At 40.2% G+C, this 19,833-nt stretch carries 11 protein-coding genes; 2 read left to right on the top strand and 9 right to left on the bottom strand.

The window, feature by feature from the left end:
- Positions 1 to 25 precede the first annotated feature (25 nt).
- From FHS60_RS00190 to FHS60_RS00150, 9 genes are all read right to left on the bottom strand, one after another.
- Positions 26 to 1,948, bottom strand: a complete 1,923-nt coding sequence (locus tag FHS60_RS00190) for a fasciclin domain-containing protein (protein ID WP_183693382.1) — start codon at positions 1,946 to 1,948, stop codon at positions 26 to 28.
- Positions 1,949 to 2,153: 205 nt separating this feature from the next.
- Positions 2,154 to 4,109, bottom strand: a complete 1,956-nt coding sequence (locus FHS60_RS00185; protein ID WP_183693379.1) for a RagB/SusD family nutrient uptake outer membrane protein — start codon at positions 4,107 to 4,109, stop codon at positions 2,154 to 2,156.
- A gap of 19 nt (positions 4,110 to 4,128) precedes the next feature.
- Entirely contained in the window at positions 4,129 to 7,566 is a 3,438-nt protein-coding gene (locus FHS60_RS00180; protein WP_183693376.1) for a SusC/RagA family TonB-linked outer membrane protein, read from the bottom strand.
- A 9-nt stretch (positions 7,567 to 7,575) separates the two neighbouring features.
- Positions 7,576 to 10,623 (bottom strand): hypothetical protein, encoded by a 3,048-nt coding sequence (locus FHS60_RS00175; protein ID WP_183693373.1) that lies wholly within the window; start codon positions 10,621 to 10,623, stop codon positions 7,576 to 7,578.
- 403 nt (positions 10,624 to 11,026) lie between these two features.
- The gene (locus FHS60_RS00170; protein WP_183693370.1) at positions 11,027 to 12,100 is read right to left on the bottom strand and encodes a Rid family hydrolase; all 1,074 of its coding nucleotides are present in this window, start codon (positions 12,098 to 12,100) and stop codon (positions 11,027 to 11,029) included.
- Complete coding sequence (mnmL, locus tag FHS60_RS00165) at positions 12,094 to 12,984, bottom strand: tRNA modification radical SAM protein MnmL/YtqA (RefSeq protein ID WP_183693367.1); 891 nt, start codon at positions 12,982 to 12,984, stop codon at positions 12,094 to 12,096. The genes FHS60_RS00170 and mnmL overlap by 7 nt, the downstream gene beginning before the upstream one ends.
- 416 nt (positions 12,985 to 13,400) lie before the next feature.
- Positions 13,401 to 14,429: a DHH family phosphoesterase gene (locus FHS60_RS00160; protein ID WP_183693364.1), complete on the bottom strand. Its 1,029-nt coding sequence runs from the start codon at positions 14,427 to 14,429 to the stop codon at positions 13,401 to 13,403.
- A 50-nt stretch (positions 14,430 to 14,479) separates the two neighbouring features.
- A complete protein-coding gene (rpe, locus tag FHS60_RS00155; protein ID WP_183693360.1) occupies positions 14,480 to 15,124 on the bottom strand; it encodes a ribulose-phosphate 3-epimerase in 645 nt (214 codons plus the stop codon).
- The gene (locus FHS60_RS00150; protein WP_183693357.1) at positions 15,121 to 16,929 is read right to left on the bottom strand and encodes a hypothetical protein; all 1,809 of its coding nucleotides are present in this window, start codon (positions 16,927 to 16,929) and stop codon (positions 15,121 to 15,123) included. Before FHS60_RS00150 ends, rpe begins: the two co-directional genes overlap by 4 nt.
- 111 nt (positions 16,930 to 17,040) lie before the next feature.
- On the opposite strand from FHS60_RS00150, the gene FHS60_RS00145 reads away from it, so the two are divergent.
- Both FHS60_RS00145 and FHS60_RS00140 read left to right on the top strand, forming a co-directional pair.
- Positions 17,041 to 18,867 carry a S9 family peptidase gene (locus FHS60_RS00145; RefSeq protein ID WP_183693354.1) on the top strand — a complete coding sequence of 609 codons (1,827 nt, stop codon included), beginning with the start codon at positions 17,041 to 17,043 and terminating at the stop codon, positions 18,865 to 18,867.
- 155 nt (positions 18,868 to 19,022) lie between these two features.
- The gene (locus tag FHS60_RS00140) at positions 19,023 to 19,616 is read left to right on the top strand and encodes an RNA polymerase sigma factor (RefSeq protein WP_183693351.1); all 594 of its coding nucleotides are present in this window, start codon (positions 19,023 to 19,025) and stop codon (positions 19,614 to 19,616) included.
- Positions 19,617 to 19,833 lie beyond the last annotated feature (217 nt).

Below are 19,833 nucleotides of genomic sequence, written 5' to 3'. Positions count from 1 at the left end.
ACAGAGACTAGCCACTTTCATATTTTTACCATGGATTCTCTGCAGCAGAACCATTATATACATTAGAGGGACAATACTCTATGTAGTCCAAGAAGAACTGAGAGTCCAACTTTTTGAGTGCAGATTTAAAACGTATATAGTAAGTTTTGCCTGATTCCATATATTGGATACCAATGATACGGCGTACGACGGGGCTCCCTTTACCATTGGGAAGAGAACGAGCCTTAGAAGCACCAGTACCATCGCTTGCGCCAAAGTATAAAGGAGCTTTCATATAGCCTTGAATACGCAGGTTTTTATCATTTTCCACATTGGTCTCAACGTCTGCTACGTCATCCTGCCAATTCAATTGAGGATTGGAGTTGTTATCAACAGGCTGACGAAGGTCAAGAGGCAAACCTGTTGGCTGCAAACGATAAGGATCTTCACCAAAATAAGGCTGAGCCATACCACGCAAAGGGTTCTGAGAAATACCAAGACGGATTTCGTAAGTACCTGACTTCGGAACTGGTGGGAGGCGCAGAGTAAAGTCGAAGAGACCTGCTGCCATAAATTCATCGCCTTGATAGTCCGTCCAATTCGTACCTCCACCCCAAGCAGCTGTAAGATAAGCGAACTTCGTACCAGAAGATTCGTTTGTAATTGCAGCAAAGTAACCTTTCGGGAAGAAGTGATAGTCAGTACCACGAATAGAATTAGACAACATTTCACTCAAGATTGTAGACAAATCCATACGCATACGTTCTCCACCCAAAGCATCAGCAACTTCTGTTGTCTTTAACAGTATACCATCAATAGGATAGTAAAAACCATTAAGCGCATTGTTATCGTACTGACCATTTGTTGCTGAAATCTTCACATTAAGACCTACACCTGGTGTATGGGCAATTGTAGAAACCTCAGAAAAGTCGCCATCAAAATCATCGTTATATTTAGAAACGCGATTCAAATATATTTCATGCTCTCCTGTAGGAACTTGAGTCACTTTCAAGATATCATGATATTTACCTACGGTACGATAGTAATCCCATACATCAACAGAATAAGTCAGACGCTGAGGATTTTTCATATCTGCACCATACTTATAACCATATTCACTCAAGTGTACCACCAACTTATTATAAGGTATACGACCTTCAACAAAGTGATAAGCAACAAAGCGATTAACTGGATTTTCAGGATTCTTCAGATCATCAACATTATTAGATCCATAAACAGGTTCAAGCTTGGCAAGAATAGCTTGTTTTACTTGATCCCAGTTTGTAATAGTTCCTTCAGAATTAGTAGTAACATTGATGCCCCACTCACGAGCATACACGTCATCTGTCTCTACAAATCCAGTAAAACCTAAATAACGCTTTTGCGGAATCAAAAGATCACGATAAACAGCAAAAGTAGTTCTAGGTTCTTTCTCTTCATGCTCGATATTCTCATACGAAGGATCACGATCTGCAGCCAAAGAATCAGCTAAACCTGTCTCCGCAAGAAGACGACCCATAATTCTCATATTGGGTGCTTGCTGAATCATCTCAGCTACAGTATTTGCAGATGGAGAGATTACACAATTCACAAGGTGCACGATACCATTAGAAACTTTCTGATTCTCCTTTATAACAGTAGATGTACCATTGATAACATACGGACTGTTACTTTGAGTAGAATCTTGATGACAAGAAAGCAAACGGTCATTAAGATTGGACAGTGTAAACGTACCAGAAGGTGGGAAATCTGGGGTTTCGTAAGCACCTTCCGAGCCATTATCAATCACGCAATTAAATGCAATCAGCTGGGCTTGTTCGTAAGTTAGAGAACTAACATCAGTTGAGCCGGTTAGAGATGAAACATACTTTTTAACAGCTGAATTTGTCGGAGCAAAAACTGTATAATTACCACGAGCTGATAACACTGCTGTCAAAGAAGAAGCATTGTCAGATCTACCAAGTTTCACTCGATCAAAGATAGCTTTGATATCAGACAGTGAGTCAGAAGCTACCAAATAATCCGTAACAGTCTTATCCTTAGCTATTGCAAAGTTTGAATCATCAATGTCTTCCTTGCAAGATTGCAGGGAAAAGGCAAAGGTACATAGCAACAATAAGCTGCAAAATCCTTTGATTCTAGATATTACAATATTCTTTTTCATATTTCCAATATTAATTCTTGCTATATCTATCCCAAACTGGATTTTGATTCAGTTTACCACCTGCAGGAACTCCATTGACTTTCATTTCATCAGAGAAAACAGGATTATAGAGTGAATAAAGCAATTTTAAACGGTTCTTGAGAGAAGTAGAGAGAGACATATTATCCGATAAAGACTTTGTCGGCTCGTTAGTAGCTTCAGCCTGGCGTACAATATCAAACCAGAATTTACCTTCACCAACAAATTCGCGTTGACGCTCCTGATAAACTAAAGTCAGCAAATTAGCTGCTGTCTTATCTTTACCATAATAGAGATTGAGCTTTGTACGATCCATATTGAGACGAGTACTCTTATATTCACTCTGCTCTGTTGCTGTAGCGGGCTTCAGACCTGGATTGTATCTGCCAAAAAGAGCATTAACCATATCAAAACCTTCGCAAAGATCTGCATTAACAATTCCTGAAGATGTAGCGGCCTTATCAGATTCTGCATGCTTGCGAGCAATAGCTTCCGCCTTCATCAACATAATATCTGAAAGACGATAAACAGGCCAATTGGCGTCAGAAGTTGAAGAAGTGCGGAAAGAATAGCTACCACCTTTACCCATTTCTTGCCAATTATCAGCTGCAACAGAACTTGCAAGATTCTTGATATATGGATAAACCGCATTAGCGGAGAATGATGTAACTTTGCTTATTTGCATGGTCTCTAGCATACGGAAGTCCGTACGTCCAAATCCTTTTGCAGACTCATTACTATTGACATTTGCAAACAAAGAATTAACAACAAATGCAGAAGTAGAAATACCTGATGAGGTATAGCTACTTAAGTACTTTCCATAAGCACCATTAACATTGTTCACTCCATCAAACTGAACTTCAAAAACACTCTCAGAAGAATTCTTATCACCAAAGATGCTATTATAGGCAACATCGGGAGTACCGCCCGTTACTTCTACAATACGAATCAAAGGATAAGGCTGAGTTTTTTCAATCGTAGATGCAGAAGTATTCTTCAGCAAATTCTCTTGATATTTTGCCTTCATATAATCAAGTACAGCATCGCAATGTTGGATAGCCTTATTAAAGCATTCCTGTGCCAAAGCATTAGTATAAGCGTCATTTATAACCATACCTTTCGCTGTGCGTGAAACTTTAAGAGTATCTGTTCCAACAATAGAGTCCGTGGTCACGTCAGAAACATTAACGATATGTCCATAGGGAGTATTTGTTGGCTTCTTTGTATAATTCTTAAGAAGGCAACCGCGCCAGAGATACATATCAGCAAGTAAAGCACGAATACCACGCTTTGTGAAACGCCCTTTATTGTCACTTTCTGAACCAAAATTATCAGCGGCATAATCTTTTACAACCTCTAAAGAGTCTATAAGATCGCCAAGAATAGCAACACCTGGAGTTGCAGGAATACGCGCTGCCATTGCTTGCTTATCTGTAGAGACAGGTTCAGAAACATAAGGTACGTCACGGAATGCACGAATCAAATAGAAATAGTACAAGGCACGAAGTGCTTCCATTTCAGCTTTGATAGGACGCCATTCACCAGAACCAAAACTAGGGTCTACACCTTTATTAACCATCTGCTGACCTCGAGAGAGAACAAGATTGCAATAATTGATACCAGTATAGAATGTTGCCCAAGAGAACATATTCTCTGAAGGCATAAGAACACCATCTTGCAAATGAAGCAGAGATGTGTTGTCTAACTTCATCAACTTAAAGTTATCTGAGCGAAGTTCTCCCCACAGCATAACACTTGGAGTAGTACGATTGAGTATCGTATAAGCACCTGCACGGACATTATTAAGGTCATTCTTATCCTCCCAGAATTTTTCTTCTGTAATCTGGTCGGTCGGATAGACGGTCAAGTAATCGTCACATGATTGCAATACTCCACCAAAGCAGAGAATTCCTGCTAAAGAGAGTAACTTGACATATATTTTATTCATTTTCATTGTCTTCTTCCAATTAGAAACCAAAGTTCAAACTAAAGGTAAAGGAGCGAGAGCGCGGAGTTTGTGAACTATCAGTACATGGGCTAAAGCCATAAGCCGAATGTTCAGGATCAACTCCTGAATACTTAGTCCAGAACAACAAATTGTTTCCAGAGAAAGCAAAACGAAGCGAACTCAAACCATACTTCTTCAATTGCTTAGCAGGAACTGAATAAGAAAGCTGGAAGTACTGGAAACGAAGGAAGTCACCAGGTTCAACATAGCGATCACTAATCAAAGCATTGTAAGATACGCCAATAGAAGAATTCATCGCACGTGGAATCTGAGTTACTTGACCATTCTTTCTCCAACGATGGTTTACAGATGCACTTTGATTGCGGTTTGTACGCATATCTTCAGCATACATACGTGCAAGATTGAGAATCTTATTACCGATACGGAAATTGAAGTTAGTCTTTAACTGCCAGTTACCATAAGTCAAGTCGATACCAAAACCTCCATTTACTTTCGGATTGGAACCACCTAGATATACAATATCTAATTGGTTGATTTCACCATCATGATTGATATCATCATAGATAACATCACCACCCTGGAACTGATAGTTAATACCACCATAGTTGTACATCATCGGCAACGGATTACCATTCTTATCGTAAATCACATTACCTTGAGCATCACGAGCAATAGGAGCTGTCTTACCTGAATTCTTCGCTGTATTGCGATTCGTTCCATCAGGGTTCTTAGTAGTATTGTCACTATAATAGTATTGGTTCTTATCGTCATTCAAGAAATAACCATTATGCGCATAGTCATATGCATAGATACCCTTATAACGATAACCATAAATACCACCTAAAGCATTACCAATCTGAACACGACGCAGTACTTGCTCATTCTTATAATTCACCTCTGTGTTATTACTTGCCAAAACGGAAGCATCCATTTGGGTGATAGTATTTATGTTCTGAGCAATATTGAAACGAAGTTTTGCACTAAACTTTCCAATCTTAAAGATGGGACGTGTAGTGAGGTAAAGTTCCCAGCCTTCATTCTTCATTGAACCCACATTAGCATAATCCAAATGAGCATAACCTGTTGAGGAAGGAACACTTACACCGCTATTAAGCAAATCCGTCGTTCTCTTATTATATATATTCAAATCAAACTGCAAAAGGTCTTCTAATAAATTCAAGTTGAAACCTAAGTTCCAAGACTTTGTCTTTTCCCACTTCAATTCAGTGAGGCGAAGATTAGAAGGAACAATTGCTGTTACACCATTATAAACACCTGCTGCTGAATACTTATTAAAGATTAGTCCCTCAGAACCTGGAGCATTACCAGTAATACCCCAACCTGGACGAAAAGCCAACATACTTACAACTTTCTTGAGAGGCTCAAAGAATTTCTCATTACTGATATTCCAACGACCTGACACACCTGGGAAGAATCCCCACTTACTGCCAGAACCAAAACGGGTGCTACCATCAGCACGCAACGTAATGTCAGCAGAATACTTAGATTCAACAGGAGAAGATCCATAAGCATAGTGGATAGAACTGATACCACTCATGGTGTGACCTTTACCAGTCGAAGTACTACTACCTGTTAGATAACCAGGAACAGTTGCATCAGTAATACCACCATTAATACCAGAATTACTAGAATTTTGGCGAGTACTATTACTTGAACCTACCTCGAAGCGTGCAAGAACTTGAAGGGAATGGTTGTTATTGTAGAAATAGGGTTTGAATACAAAAGAATGACGAGTCGTGAACTGAAGATTCTTGAAATCAGAATTAGAAGTCAAGTCAACACCATCAGACCATGCACGAGATGTCAGACTATGAGGATAATATGCATCACGAGTTTCAGTATAAGCATTCATATACACTTCACCCGTATAATTCAACTGAGTTTCATCATCAGCCTTACCCAAGAGCTTGTATTCCAAAGAGAATTGTGGGGTAATGGTGTAAGTAGACCATCTACGCCAAGCCTGATTTGCAATTGCAACAGGATTACCATTCCTCACCATATCGGCAAGATAGTAAGAAGAGCGGTTACTATTAGCAGCAACCAAACCTGCAGCACTTGCAGCAGGAGGCATGATGAAGTATTCACCGGTATTGTAATACTCACCTACTCCATCAGCAGTTTCACGATATTCGTTACGATAAACGGTCATATTAGGCATAGCCTGATATGCATAGTTCAAAAGATTATCGTCATAGTTCTTATCATTCTTCGTATATGTAAGACCAAAATCAGAAGTAAACTTAATACGGTCGCTCACCCAATAATCCAAAGCAAGACGCGTTGTGAAACGATCCAAAGCCTGCTTAATGATGGTACCGGTTTCGTGAACATAAGAACCAGAAATACGGAAGGTAGCTTTTTCACCACCACCTGCAACCGCGAGGTCAACACTGTGTGACTGGCCGAATTGTGTTACTTCCTTGAACCAATCAGTATTCTTATTATAATTACCATAATAAGCTGGATAGTTCTGGAGATACATAATTTCAGCAATACCAGAAGCATTATCGCTCTGAGTTGGGTTGAAGTAAGCTTCCTTCAGCATCATAGTGTAACCATCACCATTGAGCATCTTCATGCCCTCAGGCTGCCATGAGCCATTGAAGCGATAACCAACATTTACTTTGGTTTTACCGCGAGCACCACGACGAGTTACAATTTCAATCACACCATTAGAACCACGAGAACCCCAGATGGCTGTTGCTGCAGCATCCTTAAGGACATTGATACTTTGGATATCTTCAGGGCTAACCTGTAATAAAGTAGCAAACTGTTCTTGGTTTTCAAGATTAGAAAGATCAAGATCGCTCTTGTTATAATCCTCCATAATGTAACCATTCACAACAATCAGCGGTTCTTGAGAACCGTTAATTGAAGATACACCACGCAAACGCATGGATGTACCAGCACCAAGGTTACCAGAATTTGCAACAATGTCCAAACCTGCAATCTGACCCTGCAAAGCTTCACCAGCAGTCTCAAAAGAAAGACCTTCCATGTCGTCCATGTTAAGTGTCTGCTTAGCTACAGAGATTTCACGTTCAGGAATTGTCAAACCATTCGACTTCACACGACGTGGACTCGTTATAACTGCTTCCTTCAAGGTACTCTTATCCACAAGTTCTATACGGAAAGAACGTTGTGCTCCAATGGTTGTCACTTTAGTGACATAACCAATATAAGATACTTGAAGTCGGTTATTGGGATTCTTGATGGCCATTGAGAAATTACCATTTGCATCTGTCTGCGTTGCAGAAACGTTACGGTTATTGGCATCTTTCTCAATTACATTTGCCATAACAATAGCACCTTCTCCTTTACTCCATACATGACCAGTGATTCGGGTCTGTGCAAATGCAATAGAGGAGCAGAAACACAGAACGACGGTCAGTAGATACTTTATGTTATTCATAATACTATATTATTTGCGTGGTCTGTATTTTGCAACAAATCGTCTTGCACCGCCAGAAGTAGTCCAAGCACCATCATAACGGCCAGAGTTTAACTTCATGAAACTGAGGACTCCATCAATCTGATGAATAGCAGCATAAGAAGAAACCCTCACATAACGAGATTGCGTCATATTAGACGGAGCTCTATCAAAGTTCATATCACGAGCGACCAAATTGTAAGGCGCAACAACATGACGAGTATCTCCATTGAGGTCGGTCAATTCAATTGCATTTGTAGTTTGTTTCAAACCGATAGACATATACACATTTCTATCATTATCAATACAAGACGTTTGATATGTACCGCTATTAGTAGCATTGTCTACATAGAAAGCGTTATCTTGGAAATGATACTTCAAGAAGTTCACAAGACAAACGATCATAGCTTGTGCCTTAACTTTTGCGTCAGAACTTACAGCACCAGTTACAGCATCCGTATTTGCATCAAGGAAATTCTGGATAGAAGTCCAAGTAGGCAAACCATTAGCAATAGCTGCAGCCATTGCGGTATTAGTAGGAATGTAAATAGTATAACGATAGTTATTGAAGAAACGAACTAATTTTTCTCCATTTGCAGGGTGATTACCTGCATTGTCTTCAGCTACAAAGATACGATACTTATTCTGCTCGTTATTCCAAAGAGCTGTCTCATTAGCCTTTCCATTGATACTATCTTTGAAACCTGCCTTCTGAAGAAGTTCAGAATCAAAGAAATTACAAAGGTCATAGAATTGACTAAATTCTGAATGATCGCGCATAATAGCAAAAACCGAATTCATTGTAGGCTGCATCGGGCGATCGAGCAAGTAAGTCATACCATTACCATAACCATTCTTTTCAGAAGTCATGTCGAAACCTTCTGTAACAGTACTTACATTGTCGTTGTCTGCAGAAGCATCGCTATTCTGATCCAACTGCAAACCACCTTCAACCTTCATACCAAGGCCATTATTGCTTGCATCGCCAGCATTAGCTAAATAAATAGGAGCACCACTACGAGAGGTAAAGAAACGATTACCTGCATTCATTCCTCTTGTATCATTATTCTCATGAACAACAACATGCTGGTTAACCATTTCAATGAGCAACTCACGTTTTGTTGCACCATAGTCATTATTCGCATAGGAATTATCCAAGACGTCATTGGGCAATGACTGATAACGTCCTGTAACTTGTCCATCTACAGAAGCATCGCGATCCTTATCGGGATTGTACTTACGTGCGATAGCTTTGATGGGCAAGCGAGGAGAATTATCCGTTGCAGAAGTTGCGCCATACTCGAAAGTCCAATAACGACGATTGGAAGGAATACCACTTGACATAGACACAGGATCCACATAACCATACTTTGCAAGTCCGTCATCTGTCGGAACAAAGAAAGAGAAGCGGCTCTGCATTGCTTTCAAGTAAGTACTAAAATACTGCTTCAATGGTGCGCTTGTGTAAGAAGTACCATCAATATAGGGTTCGTCTGCACGCAACACCGAACGAATAACCTTTGTATTTGACTGAAGAATAGCTGGTGCAATTACAGCTGCATAGTCAGCAGGAGTAATAACAGTATTCATTATATATACTACACCATTATTAGCAAGAAGAGTCTTTTCAAACAAATTCTTGTAAGCAGCCTCACTGCCATAAGTTGTTGCTGGGAACATTTGATCCTGAGCATCATTCATAATGGTCAAGTACTTGCTAGGAACAGTCTCTGCATAAGAATCCTTCATCAAGTTGTTAACCAGTGCTTGAATTACACTCAGAGGAATCTGCTGAATATTGAAAAGCAAATTCTCTTCTGTATTTGTCTTCTTGCCATAACGGTTGATAAGCACACGACCACCACCATTGAGGAAGTATTCCTTCATCGCCTTATCACTAGGAACAAACATTGCAGCCATATCATTCTCTTTCTTAGTAGAAGAAGATATCGCGTACGTATTCCAAGCTGGATCGAAACCGAGTTTCGGGAAATCGCCAAGCGACTTACCCTTTGGGTCAAGAGCAATGGCTATATTACCTTGAGAGTTAGAAGAAATATAACGCTTCTGGAAAATAGAGTCACCATTTATATTATGGAGAGCAGAGTATGCATCCGTCAATGGACTAGTAAAATATGGTGCACTAAAACGATCCAACAAAGCATTGAAGTATTTCGTATCACCATTTGTACGAATCACCTCAGCCATATTTGGAGGAGTGACAAGAACTGAATCGAGAACGTGATAGTAACCATTCATACAAGTCACATCTTGTTCAATAACTCGACGGTTGTAGATATAGCTACGATTCTCTGTTTCAGGCCAACTTCCGCTTGGAAGGTTCAGAATAAAAGCTACATCATCATGCTTCACTTTCTTCTCGTTCATATTACCCTCTAGGAAGTGAGTCATCATTGGATTTGTAGCATCCACAGCCATATATATACCACCGCGGGCTTCTCTGCGGTAGTAGTTCCAATATTTAGTATCACCTGCATCCGTACCGGCGGCATCAGGTTCGTTAAGATTTTCAGGTAGCTGATACCATTTCCAATACGGCACTGTATCAGTAGCCGTTGCATTAGAAACTTGGCGCAAGCACAAGTTCTTACCATTATTCTCCGTATTGGAGAGTTTCTCCATCACATACGCATTATTCAACATAGAATTGTTGAGCAACACGCGCTTTTGGTTAGTTGAGAGCTGATCGTAGCTTCTAATCGGATTGCCACTAGCATCTGTCCAAGTTGTAGTTTGGAAGAAATGTTCATAGGCTTTGTCATCGGCCACAAAGAGCGTCAAGCTACCCGTCTTCGACAGCACATCCTTATACCCCAAATCGTCCACAAGACGAATTGTTGTCTTAAACGTTCTGTCGGTACGGCTATTCAACTCATCATATATACTTTCTCCAAGAAACGCAGGTTTCTTTTCGTCCAGATCATAATCATCCGAACAAGAGTAAGTAATACCGCAAGTTGAAAGCAAACACAACGCACCTAGCATTGCAGTTCCCAATCGATTAAATCGGTCCTTCATACCTTTAAGTAATTGATTATTTTGTAGTTATATTTGTTTCAGTGTTTACACACAATCATACGTTGGGGCAAAGATAATTTTTTCTTATCATTTGACATACATGTATTACAACTAATAAAACTCTGATTCATGTTTTTTAACAACTAGTAGAGATAAAAAAAGTTAACCCATACTTCATTTTAAGTACACATTAATAAAATAAAAGTTACGAGGAAACACGCTAAAACCTTCGTTAAAACTAAAAAACAATGAATTAGGTTTTTCCAAGCACTTAAATCTCCAACAATTAAAAAGTACTAGTAGGAATACAAGTACTTGAAAAATATTTTTAAAATACCTCAAAAAAAAGAGACTGAAAAGACAAACAAAAAAGCACGAAAAAAAGATGAAGCTAACAACAAAACTAGGAAAGCTCTAAACGTGCAACTCCTTCTACTTCTATCAACCAGCCTGGACGACAAACACGAGCCTCAACAATCAGCACTGGAAGGTGGGGATATTTTTCTTTCAAATACGCTGCAACCACAGAATAATCGGAGATATCACGCAAATAAACAATGGCATACTCCAAGTTAGACAAAGAAGCCTCTCCATTGTTCAGCAATTTTTCAATATTAAGAAAAAGACGCTCAGTCTGTGCTCGAACATCGCCTTCATAAACTACTTTCCCCTTATTATCAATACTGGCCGTACCTGACAACATCAAATATCTCTGCCCGTTTACATCTAAACTTGTGGCGCGTTCAAACGCTACGCCATATTCACGGGTTGGATTGAGATATTCAAGCGCTTGAAGATAACGAACATCTTTGCGCTGCAAACCATCAACAGACAAAAAGTCGGCACATACAATCGCCTCAGCATCGGCAGGATAGCCTCCAATACCCGTAGAGGCTATATAATGAGTATCTCCTGTTAGTCCTTCTTCAGCAAAAACTTTATTACGACCCACAACCACACCTTGGTAGTTCCTATCCACATCCCGAACATAGAACCACGTACGATGACAATTAGCTTCAAGCGTAAGCCCTTCTTCTTTCAAGAAATGTTGATGGCGGCGGAAGGTTTCAATCGTCTGTTCTTCTGAGGAAAGATTTCTTGCTTCAGACTCAGTAAAACGAACAGATTGGAACAGCATTTTCAACGAACCGATGCCCATCTTCATGCGTTCTGGCGTACCTATTTTTTTCACCTTTGAGTCAGTTGTTAAAACACAATGCAGAGCCACTTTCTCACCACTCAACAAAGGTTGTTCTATTACGCTAATAGCACCCGCAGTGAGTTGTTGCCAAAGAGGATGTTGATGAAGAACTTCCAACTGATTAGCTGCATCCGAAAGATAAATACGTGTAACCAATAGTTGGCTCAGAGCAAGTTTATCATTCTTCAACATATCAACGAGTTGAACACTGAGACTATTCAATTGTTCTTCAAGCCCTCCCCCTAGGCAGGGAGTTATAATTTTGAATATTAACATATCTCTTTCAAATACTTATTTACCAACATTTCCACCACCTGTGGCTTTACACCCCAACGTGGAGCTATAAGCAGTTCTTCTGGCGACTCCGAAACATAGCGCTCTAGTGCTACAGATGGTTTCAAACGCTTCAAGAAGCGTGCCACAAGCTGAGCATAACGTTCAGCAGTCATCAAGGAATAGTCCGCTTGATGGAGTATAAAATCTTTCGCCATAACTGTTCCTCGAAGAATCTGCAACTGATGAAGTTTGAGCACATCAATGGGCAATTCATTTAGCTGATCTGCTTGATCCACATCACGTTCTGGTGTAACAGTGGGAAGTCCCAAAATAAGATGCGCTCCCACCGTCAGTCCACGTTCAGCAATCGCTCTAATAGCTTGTTGCGTGCAGGCAAAGTCATGCCCTCTATTGATACGTTTTAGCACATCATCATAGGTACTTTCTACACCTATTTCAAGATGTACAAAAGTTTGTTTATTCAACGTTGCCAGATAATCCAGAACATCCAGATCCACACAGTCGGGACGCGTAGCTATCACAAGACCCACTACATCTGACGCGCTCAAAGCCTCCTCATAAAGTTGACGCAGACAACCTAAGGGAGCATATGTATTCGAATACGACTGAAAATAAGCCAAGTAACGCGTATCACTCTTCGTCTTATGAGAGAAAAAATTTTTTCCTTGCTGAATTTGTTCAGTCACACTCAAACGCGAATTACAGTACTTCGGACTATAACTATGATTGTTGCAATAAAAACACCCTCCTCTACCTGCTCGCCCATCACGATTAGGACACGTGAAGCCTGCATCGATAGCCAACTTTTGAACTGGCCCCGAAACATGACTCGATAGGAATTCAGAGAAAGAAGGATTATCCATAGGCGCGCAAAGGTAGCAAAATAATAGCTAAATAATAGATTTTGAACTAAAAGAAGAGATGTTTTGACAGCAAATAGAAGTTTAGAAGAAAGCAAGAATATCCTTATTGTGTTTGAAAATACAATAAGGATGTCAGCTGACAGAATAAGGCTATCAGCTGACGCGCTTATTGCATTTAAGGAGATGAAAATAAAAGAGGGATTTATGAGCAGAAACAACGCTCCTCCCGAGTATATTTTCTTGTTGTCACGTCGTCACGTTGTCACATTTGACACATAAAGTCTTGAAAATGTTTGCACTACAAGTGTGACAACGGTGTGACAACAAAACTAAGAATAGATTTTTGTTGTCACACCGAGTAAGTATCTATCAAAAAAAGTCGTTCCTTTCAACAAATAGCTATAACGCAGAACTTTTCAAAGCAAATCTTTATAGGCTTCTATTGCACGTTCTGCCGTCTTCATTGCTTCTTCCAAAGGAAAAGGAAGTTCTCCACCGCTGGCATTAAGGTGACCTCCGCCATTAAAAAACTCTTCCGACATTTTATTGCAAGGGAAATCATCAACACTGCGCAACGAAACCCGAACAACATCTTTCTCCGTATCCTCTCGAAGGCTGATACTCAGGCGCATACCTTTCACTTGTAGAGGCATATTTACTAATCCCTCTGCATCGCCACGAATGAAATGGAACTCTTTCATTTCGTTTCGCGTTAGAGTAAAGATACTCGCTTTATTATCAGCATAAAACTTCAATTTCTCATAAAGGATGTAGCCTTGTAAGCGCAAGCGATCCACAGAATAAGTATTGAAAACATTTCTATATATCTTATCTTTATCGATTCCTTTTTCCAATAACTTACTGATAATGGCATAGATTTCGGGATTATTTGAGTTATAAGTAAAACCTCCCGTGTCGGTCATCATACCACAATAAAGAGCGGAAGCTCCTTGCGATGTCATTGTTTCATATCCGCCCAACTGATAGATTAGGCGAAAGACAAGTTCGGAAGTAGAACTCAGCTCTGGATGAGAAATAATCGTTTGCGCACACGTAGTATCAGGAGACAAGTGGTGATCTATCATCAAACGCTCTGCCTTCGAATTGGCCACAACATCACCCATTTCCTGTAAACGATGTAACGAATTAAAGTCTAACATACAAATAAGGTCTGTACCTTCTATCAAACGGCGAGCAACATCACGCTTATGATCATAGAAAATCACCTTCTCGGAATTAGGGAGCCAACGGAGAAAATCGGGGAAAGGATTGGGCATTACAACAATAGCCGATTTACCTAATCCTTGCAAATATTCAGCCCATCCCAGCGCAGCACCTAAAGCGTCACCATCTGGACCTCTATGCCCCATAATCACGATTTTACGCGCATTTTGAAGTGTGCGCATCAAAGAGAATAAAGTAGTATTATCTAAAAGAGGTTTCATCAATAATTGTTCTAAAAAGATTTAGTTAAAGTTGAGATTAAGGCTATCATTTACAAGTACTTCAGCGCAGCCACCTCACTAACGGGGTCGGAAGACTTAAAGATAGCACTTCCAGCCACAAGAGCATCCGCTCCAGCTTCTTTTAGCTGCTTACCTGTAATTCTGTTTACACCTCCATCCAGTTCTATCAAAGCTTTTGAAGCTTTACGGTCTATAAGTTCACGCAACTGGCGTGTTTTCTGGAGACTGTTCTCTATAAATTTCTGTCCGCCAAAACCAGGATTGACACTCATAAGCATAACGAGGTCCAAATCTTTAATAATATCTTCAAGCAAACACACGGGAGTGTGCGGATTAAGGGTAACGCCTGCCATCATCCCCGCATCTTTGATTTGCTGAACTACACGATGAAGATGCACGCAAGCTTCATAGTGTACATTCATAATCTTAGCACCTAAAGCGGCCACTTGGCTCACAAATTTCTGTGGCTCTACAATCATCAAATGCACATCCAAAGGTTTCTTGGCTGCTTTGGCTATTGCTTCCATAACAGGAAAACCAAAAGAGATATTGGGCACAAAAACACCATCCATCACATCGAGATGAAACCAATCTGCTTCACTCGCATTCAGCATTTCTATGTCACGCTGCAGATTACCAAAATCCGCAGAAAGGAGAGAGGGAGATACGATCATATATCTAAATCTTTTAATGATACTTCTGAGCCATCATCAGGTAAGGAGATTGAATTATTTTCTCTAAGCTTCTGAATATAGGCAAGTTCGTTCAACGCAAAATCAGCATTTAATGGTTCATCCAACATTTTCTTATAAACGCGCTCAGCACTAGCCAAATCACCAAGCTCAACATGTACATAAGCCCAACGGCGGCGCAGAAAATTCATAAAACTCTCTTCTACACCCGTCATATGACCTACCCCGTCAGCATACTTCTCGCGAAGCTCTTTAATTAGAGTATTGATAACGTAGAGAGAACGAAAATCACGAGCATTTACTAATGTATCCACATAGGCAATACTAACACCTATATCTCGTAAATGAAAAATTCCGTCCAAATAATAATAAGCTTGTTCATATAGTTCTAACTCTGCATAAGAAGAACCTAAATAAAAGGCAGTTAGGAACAATGTGTTTTGGGCTGCCTCATCCTTGGGAAGCTGATACGTTAACATCTTGTTCCAAACGGGGGTCAGATACTCAATCACCTCATAATAACGTTCTTGACGAAAGCATTTTCTTCCCCAATAGACTTTCTGCGCAATATCTTCATTTTGCCACAATGCCAACATCTGCTGATCTTCAGTAAGCTCTTCTTGCTTGCCTGTAAATATCTTATCGATTGCATCTCGCCGCATATAAGCCAGTTCTTGCAAGCGTTGCTCATTATCTCCCTTATCATAAGCCAAATAGAAACTAGAAGATTTCAACGCTCCTGGCACTTCAAAGGCTCCAGCTTCTGCATTGACATCAGCAACAGCCGCCACGACATAAAGGCATTCTTGAGTTTCTTTATCTGCCTTAAGAACGATCGTAGCTATGCGCTGAGCGTCATTTCCTTTCTTTTCATACTTATATTTCACAATCAGAGTAACAACGTCGGTAATAAAAGAAGGCTTCCCTTCCTCTTTCTCAGCAACAAGAGAAGAAAGCAGATTGAAGTTTTTGATTTCTTCCACTGACGATAAAGTCCTAATGCTGTCTGTTACTATAGTAATATCAATTATTGAAGGCTGATTTATCTGAAAAACAGTAGCTAAAAGAGAAGAAACACTTATTGGCAGTTTTGCCCCAGACCGATAGTTAAACGATTCATTAGCAGTATTTTTTAATCTCTCGCCATCAACGATATGAAAAAGTTCTAGAGAATCCAACAGGGCATTTTCACGCGCATAGTTCAAATGATTCTTTTCTATATCGTAAGGCAGAGAAGACGTGCTATCTTTTTCTAGAACAGAAAACTCATTTGTAAAGATTCTTCGAACATCAAAGAACCCTTCCAGAAGAACCAAAAAAGCATCTTTTGTCCGCAGAAAATCATCGGTAAAAAAGAAAGGCGCAGAAACATGAACGATCATATTCTTCTTATCAGTACTATAAGCATAATAAACTGTATGACAAAGCACTATATTATTAACTCGATTACAAGTAACTCGCAATAAATCTATTTTCTCAGCAGATACTTCCGCGATACCTTGGAAGAAAAGAACAACCTCACCACCATGAGGAAAAATCCGCATAGCATAATGACCATTTTGGAAATTAAAGCGAAATTCTACGAGGTCATCCTTGCGTTTTTCTCGGGTGTACGTACAACCAATCGATTTCAAGAGATTCTCAGCGCATTTAGAACTGTCGGTTTTTAGGCTTTTTCCGTTCTTTTTTTGGAAAAAGGTTCTAATTTTCTCTTTTGAGGAGAAAAGTAGAACAATGACTACCAACAAGACACCAACAAGAACTGCTATTACATTTATAAAATCCATATAGGTTACACCTCCTTAAACATCATACAAATGTACCATAAAAATATGGAATCCTTATAATCCAGCAGAAATTATTATTTTTGCGCACCCTAATCATATCAAAACAAAACTATGTCCGTACGACAAATCCCCCTGGAAGACTTTTTTCGCAACAGCCCGCAAGCAGCGTTTCAATTATCCCCCGATGGAAAGAACCTCTCCTTCATGGCTCCCTACCAAGACCGGATGAACATTTTTGTTCGCAACTTGGATAAGGAAGAAGCCACGCAGCTGACTCACGAAACCGAGCGAAGCGTTGCTGGCTACTTTTGGGTGGACAATACGCGCATATTGTTTATGAAAGATGATGGTGGAGACGAGAATTACCACCTTTTCGGTGTAAATATTGATGGTTCTGACCTCCGCTGCTATACTCCTTTCGATGGGGTGCGTGTTAGAATTATTGATGATTTAGAAGATATTCCTGATCAAGTGCTTATTGGTATGAACAAGCGTAATCCTGAGGTTTTCGATCCTTATCGCCTTGATTTGAAAACGGGAGAACTTACGCAACTCGCTGAAAATCCGGGTAATTGGCAGGGATGGATGACCGATCACAATGGAGTTCTCCGTTCGGTAACGGCAATTGTGGACGGCGTAAATACTCAAATTCTCTACCGCGACCATGACGACGAAGATTTCCGTGCAGTACTGACCACAAATTTTAAGGAAAGCGTTGAATTCATGATATTTACGCCTGACAATAAGTATGTGTATGCTGCAACTAATTTAGGACGCGACAAATCTGTCTTAGTGCTGATGGATCCTGCAACGTGCGAAGAGATAGAAGTGCTTTATGAAAATCCTATCTACGACATCTCGTCCATCAGCTATTCCCGAAAGCGCAAAAAACTATTAGGTGTATTCTGTAGCGGTCACAAAGAGCCTGTGCGCCACTACTTTGATGAGGAAGAAAAGAACTTGAAAGAAAAAATGCGAAATTTCTTCCCGGGTCTCCACTGCGGCATGACTGATTGCGACAAGGCGGAAGAAAAGTATCTACTCTATGTAGGTAGTGATCGCAATAAAGGGGCGTATTACTACTACGACATTCATGAAGACCAGCCCAGAAAAATTGCCAATCTTTCACCATGGCTCAACGAGGAAGAAATGGTTGAAATGGAAGCAGTCAAATACACTACGCGCGACGGACTAGAACTGGAGGCTTACCTCAGCTTGCCAAAAAGCTTTGACAAAAAGAATCCTACTCCTCACCCCGTTATCATCAATCCACACGGAGGTCCTTGGGCGCGCGATTATTGGGGATTCGACTCCGTCGTTCAGTTTCTCTGCAATCGTGGGTATGCTGTTTTTAATATGAACTTCCGTGGATCAACGGGATATGGACGTAAGTTTCTAGAAGCCAGCTACAAAGAATGGGGACGAAAGATGCAAGATGACATTTCTGACGGCGTGGCTTATCTCATAAAAGAAGGTATTGCTGACCCAAAACGAGTAGCCATTTATGGTGCTTCGTATGGTGGTTATGCCGTTCTGGCAGGCCTCGCCTTTACGCCAGAGCTCTATTGCTGCGGTATAGACAACTGCGGCGTCTCTAATCTCTTCACTTTCATGAAGACGATTCCACCCTACTGGAAGCCAATGCTTGAAATGATGTATGAACAAGTGGGCAATCCCGAAACTGATCACGACTTGCTAGCGGCTGCTTCACCGGCACTCCATGCCGACAAAATACGCGTACCGCTCTTTATTGCTCAGGGGGCTAACGATCCACGCGTCAACAAAGCAGAGAGCGACCAAATGGTAGAAGCTCTTCGAAAGAATGGTGTAGAAGTAGAATACATGGTAAAAGAAAACGAAGGACATGGTTTTCACAACCAAGAAAACCGTTTTGATTTCTACCGTGGTATGGAAAAATTCCTCGCAAAACATCTATAAACCATCGCAAAAACGCTAGAATTATAGCTTTATTGTGTTATTTTTCACATTCAAGTATTGTTTTATACTATACATTTATTACATTTGCAAACGATAACTATAAAATTACTGCCTATCGAAACATCATTACTCCAAAATCAAAACATCTGAAAGTAATGACTACTCTCAATTTTCAGCCGGACGAAGTTCTTGTCGGCCTTTATGCACAAGGAAATAACGAGGCGTTTGATGTCCTATTGTCCCGCTATAAAGATAGGCTCTATTCCTATATAAATTATATTGTACGTAATGACGATGTTGCAGAAGATATCTTCCAAGAAACATTTGTCAAGGCCATTATAACCATACGTCAGAACAAATATCACGAAAGCGGTAAGTTCTACGCCTGGCTAACACGTATCGCCCACAACCTCATTATCGATCTCTTCCGTGTAGAGAATGCCAACTCTGTTATTTCTAATGATGAAGTGGAATACGACATTTTTAATAACGCAAGACTGGCAGACGCCTGCATCGAAAATAGCTTGGTAAACGACCAAATCCTAAACGATGTGCGGAATTTGATGAATCATCTTCCAGAAAATCAGCGGGACGTTGTTTATATGCGCTACTATAAGGAGCTTTCTTTTAAAGAGATTGCCGAACTTACGGGCGTTAGCATCAACACAGCTCTTGGACGGATGCGTTATGCTATCATGAATATGCGTCGCATGGCTGAAGAATACAACATCCAGCTCAACGCTATCTAAGCAGATATTATCCACACAGATTCATACAGACAGAGTTCCTCAGCAAGAAAGGAACTCTGTCTGTTTTTACTCTTCTGAAAGAAGAAAACACAGAAAAGCAGAAAATAAATCAAGACATACATACTAAAAACATAGGCTCTGCGTTTGAATAAATAGATGCGACGAAATCGCGTGAATAACGCAATCACGAACCGCACAAGAATAATTTATAAAGCAA

This window comes from Alloprevotella rava, from assembly GCF_014195585.1.
Classification (GTDB): domain Bacteria; phylum Bacteroidota; class Bacteroidia; order Bacteroidales; family Bacteroidaceae; genus Alloprevotella; species Alloprevotella rava.
Note: the sequence above shows the minus strand (reverse complement) of the source record. Positions and strands in the feature narration are given on the sequence as shown.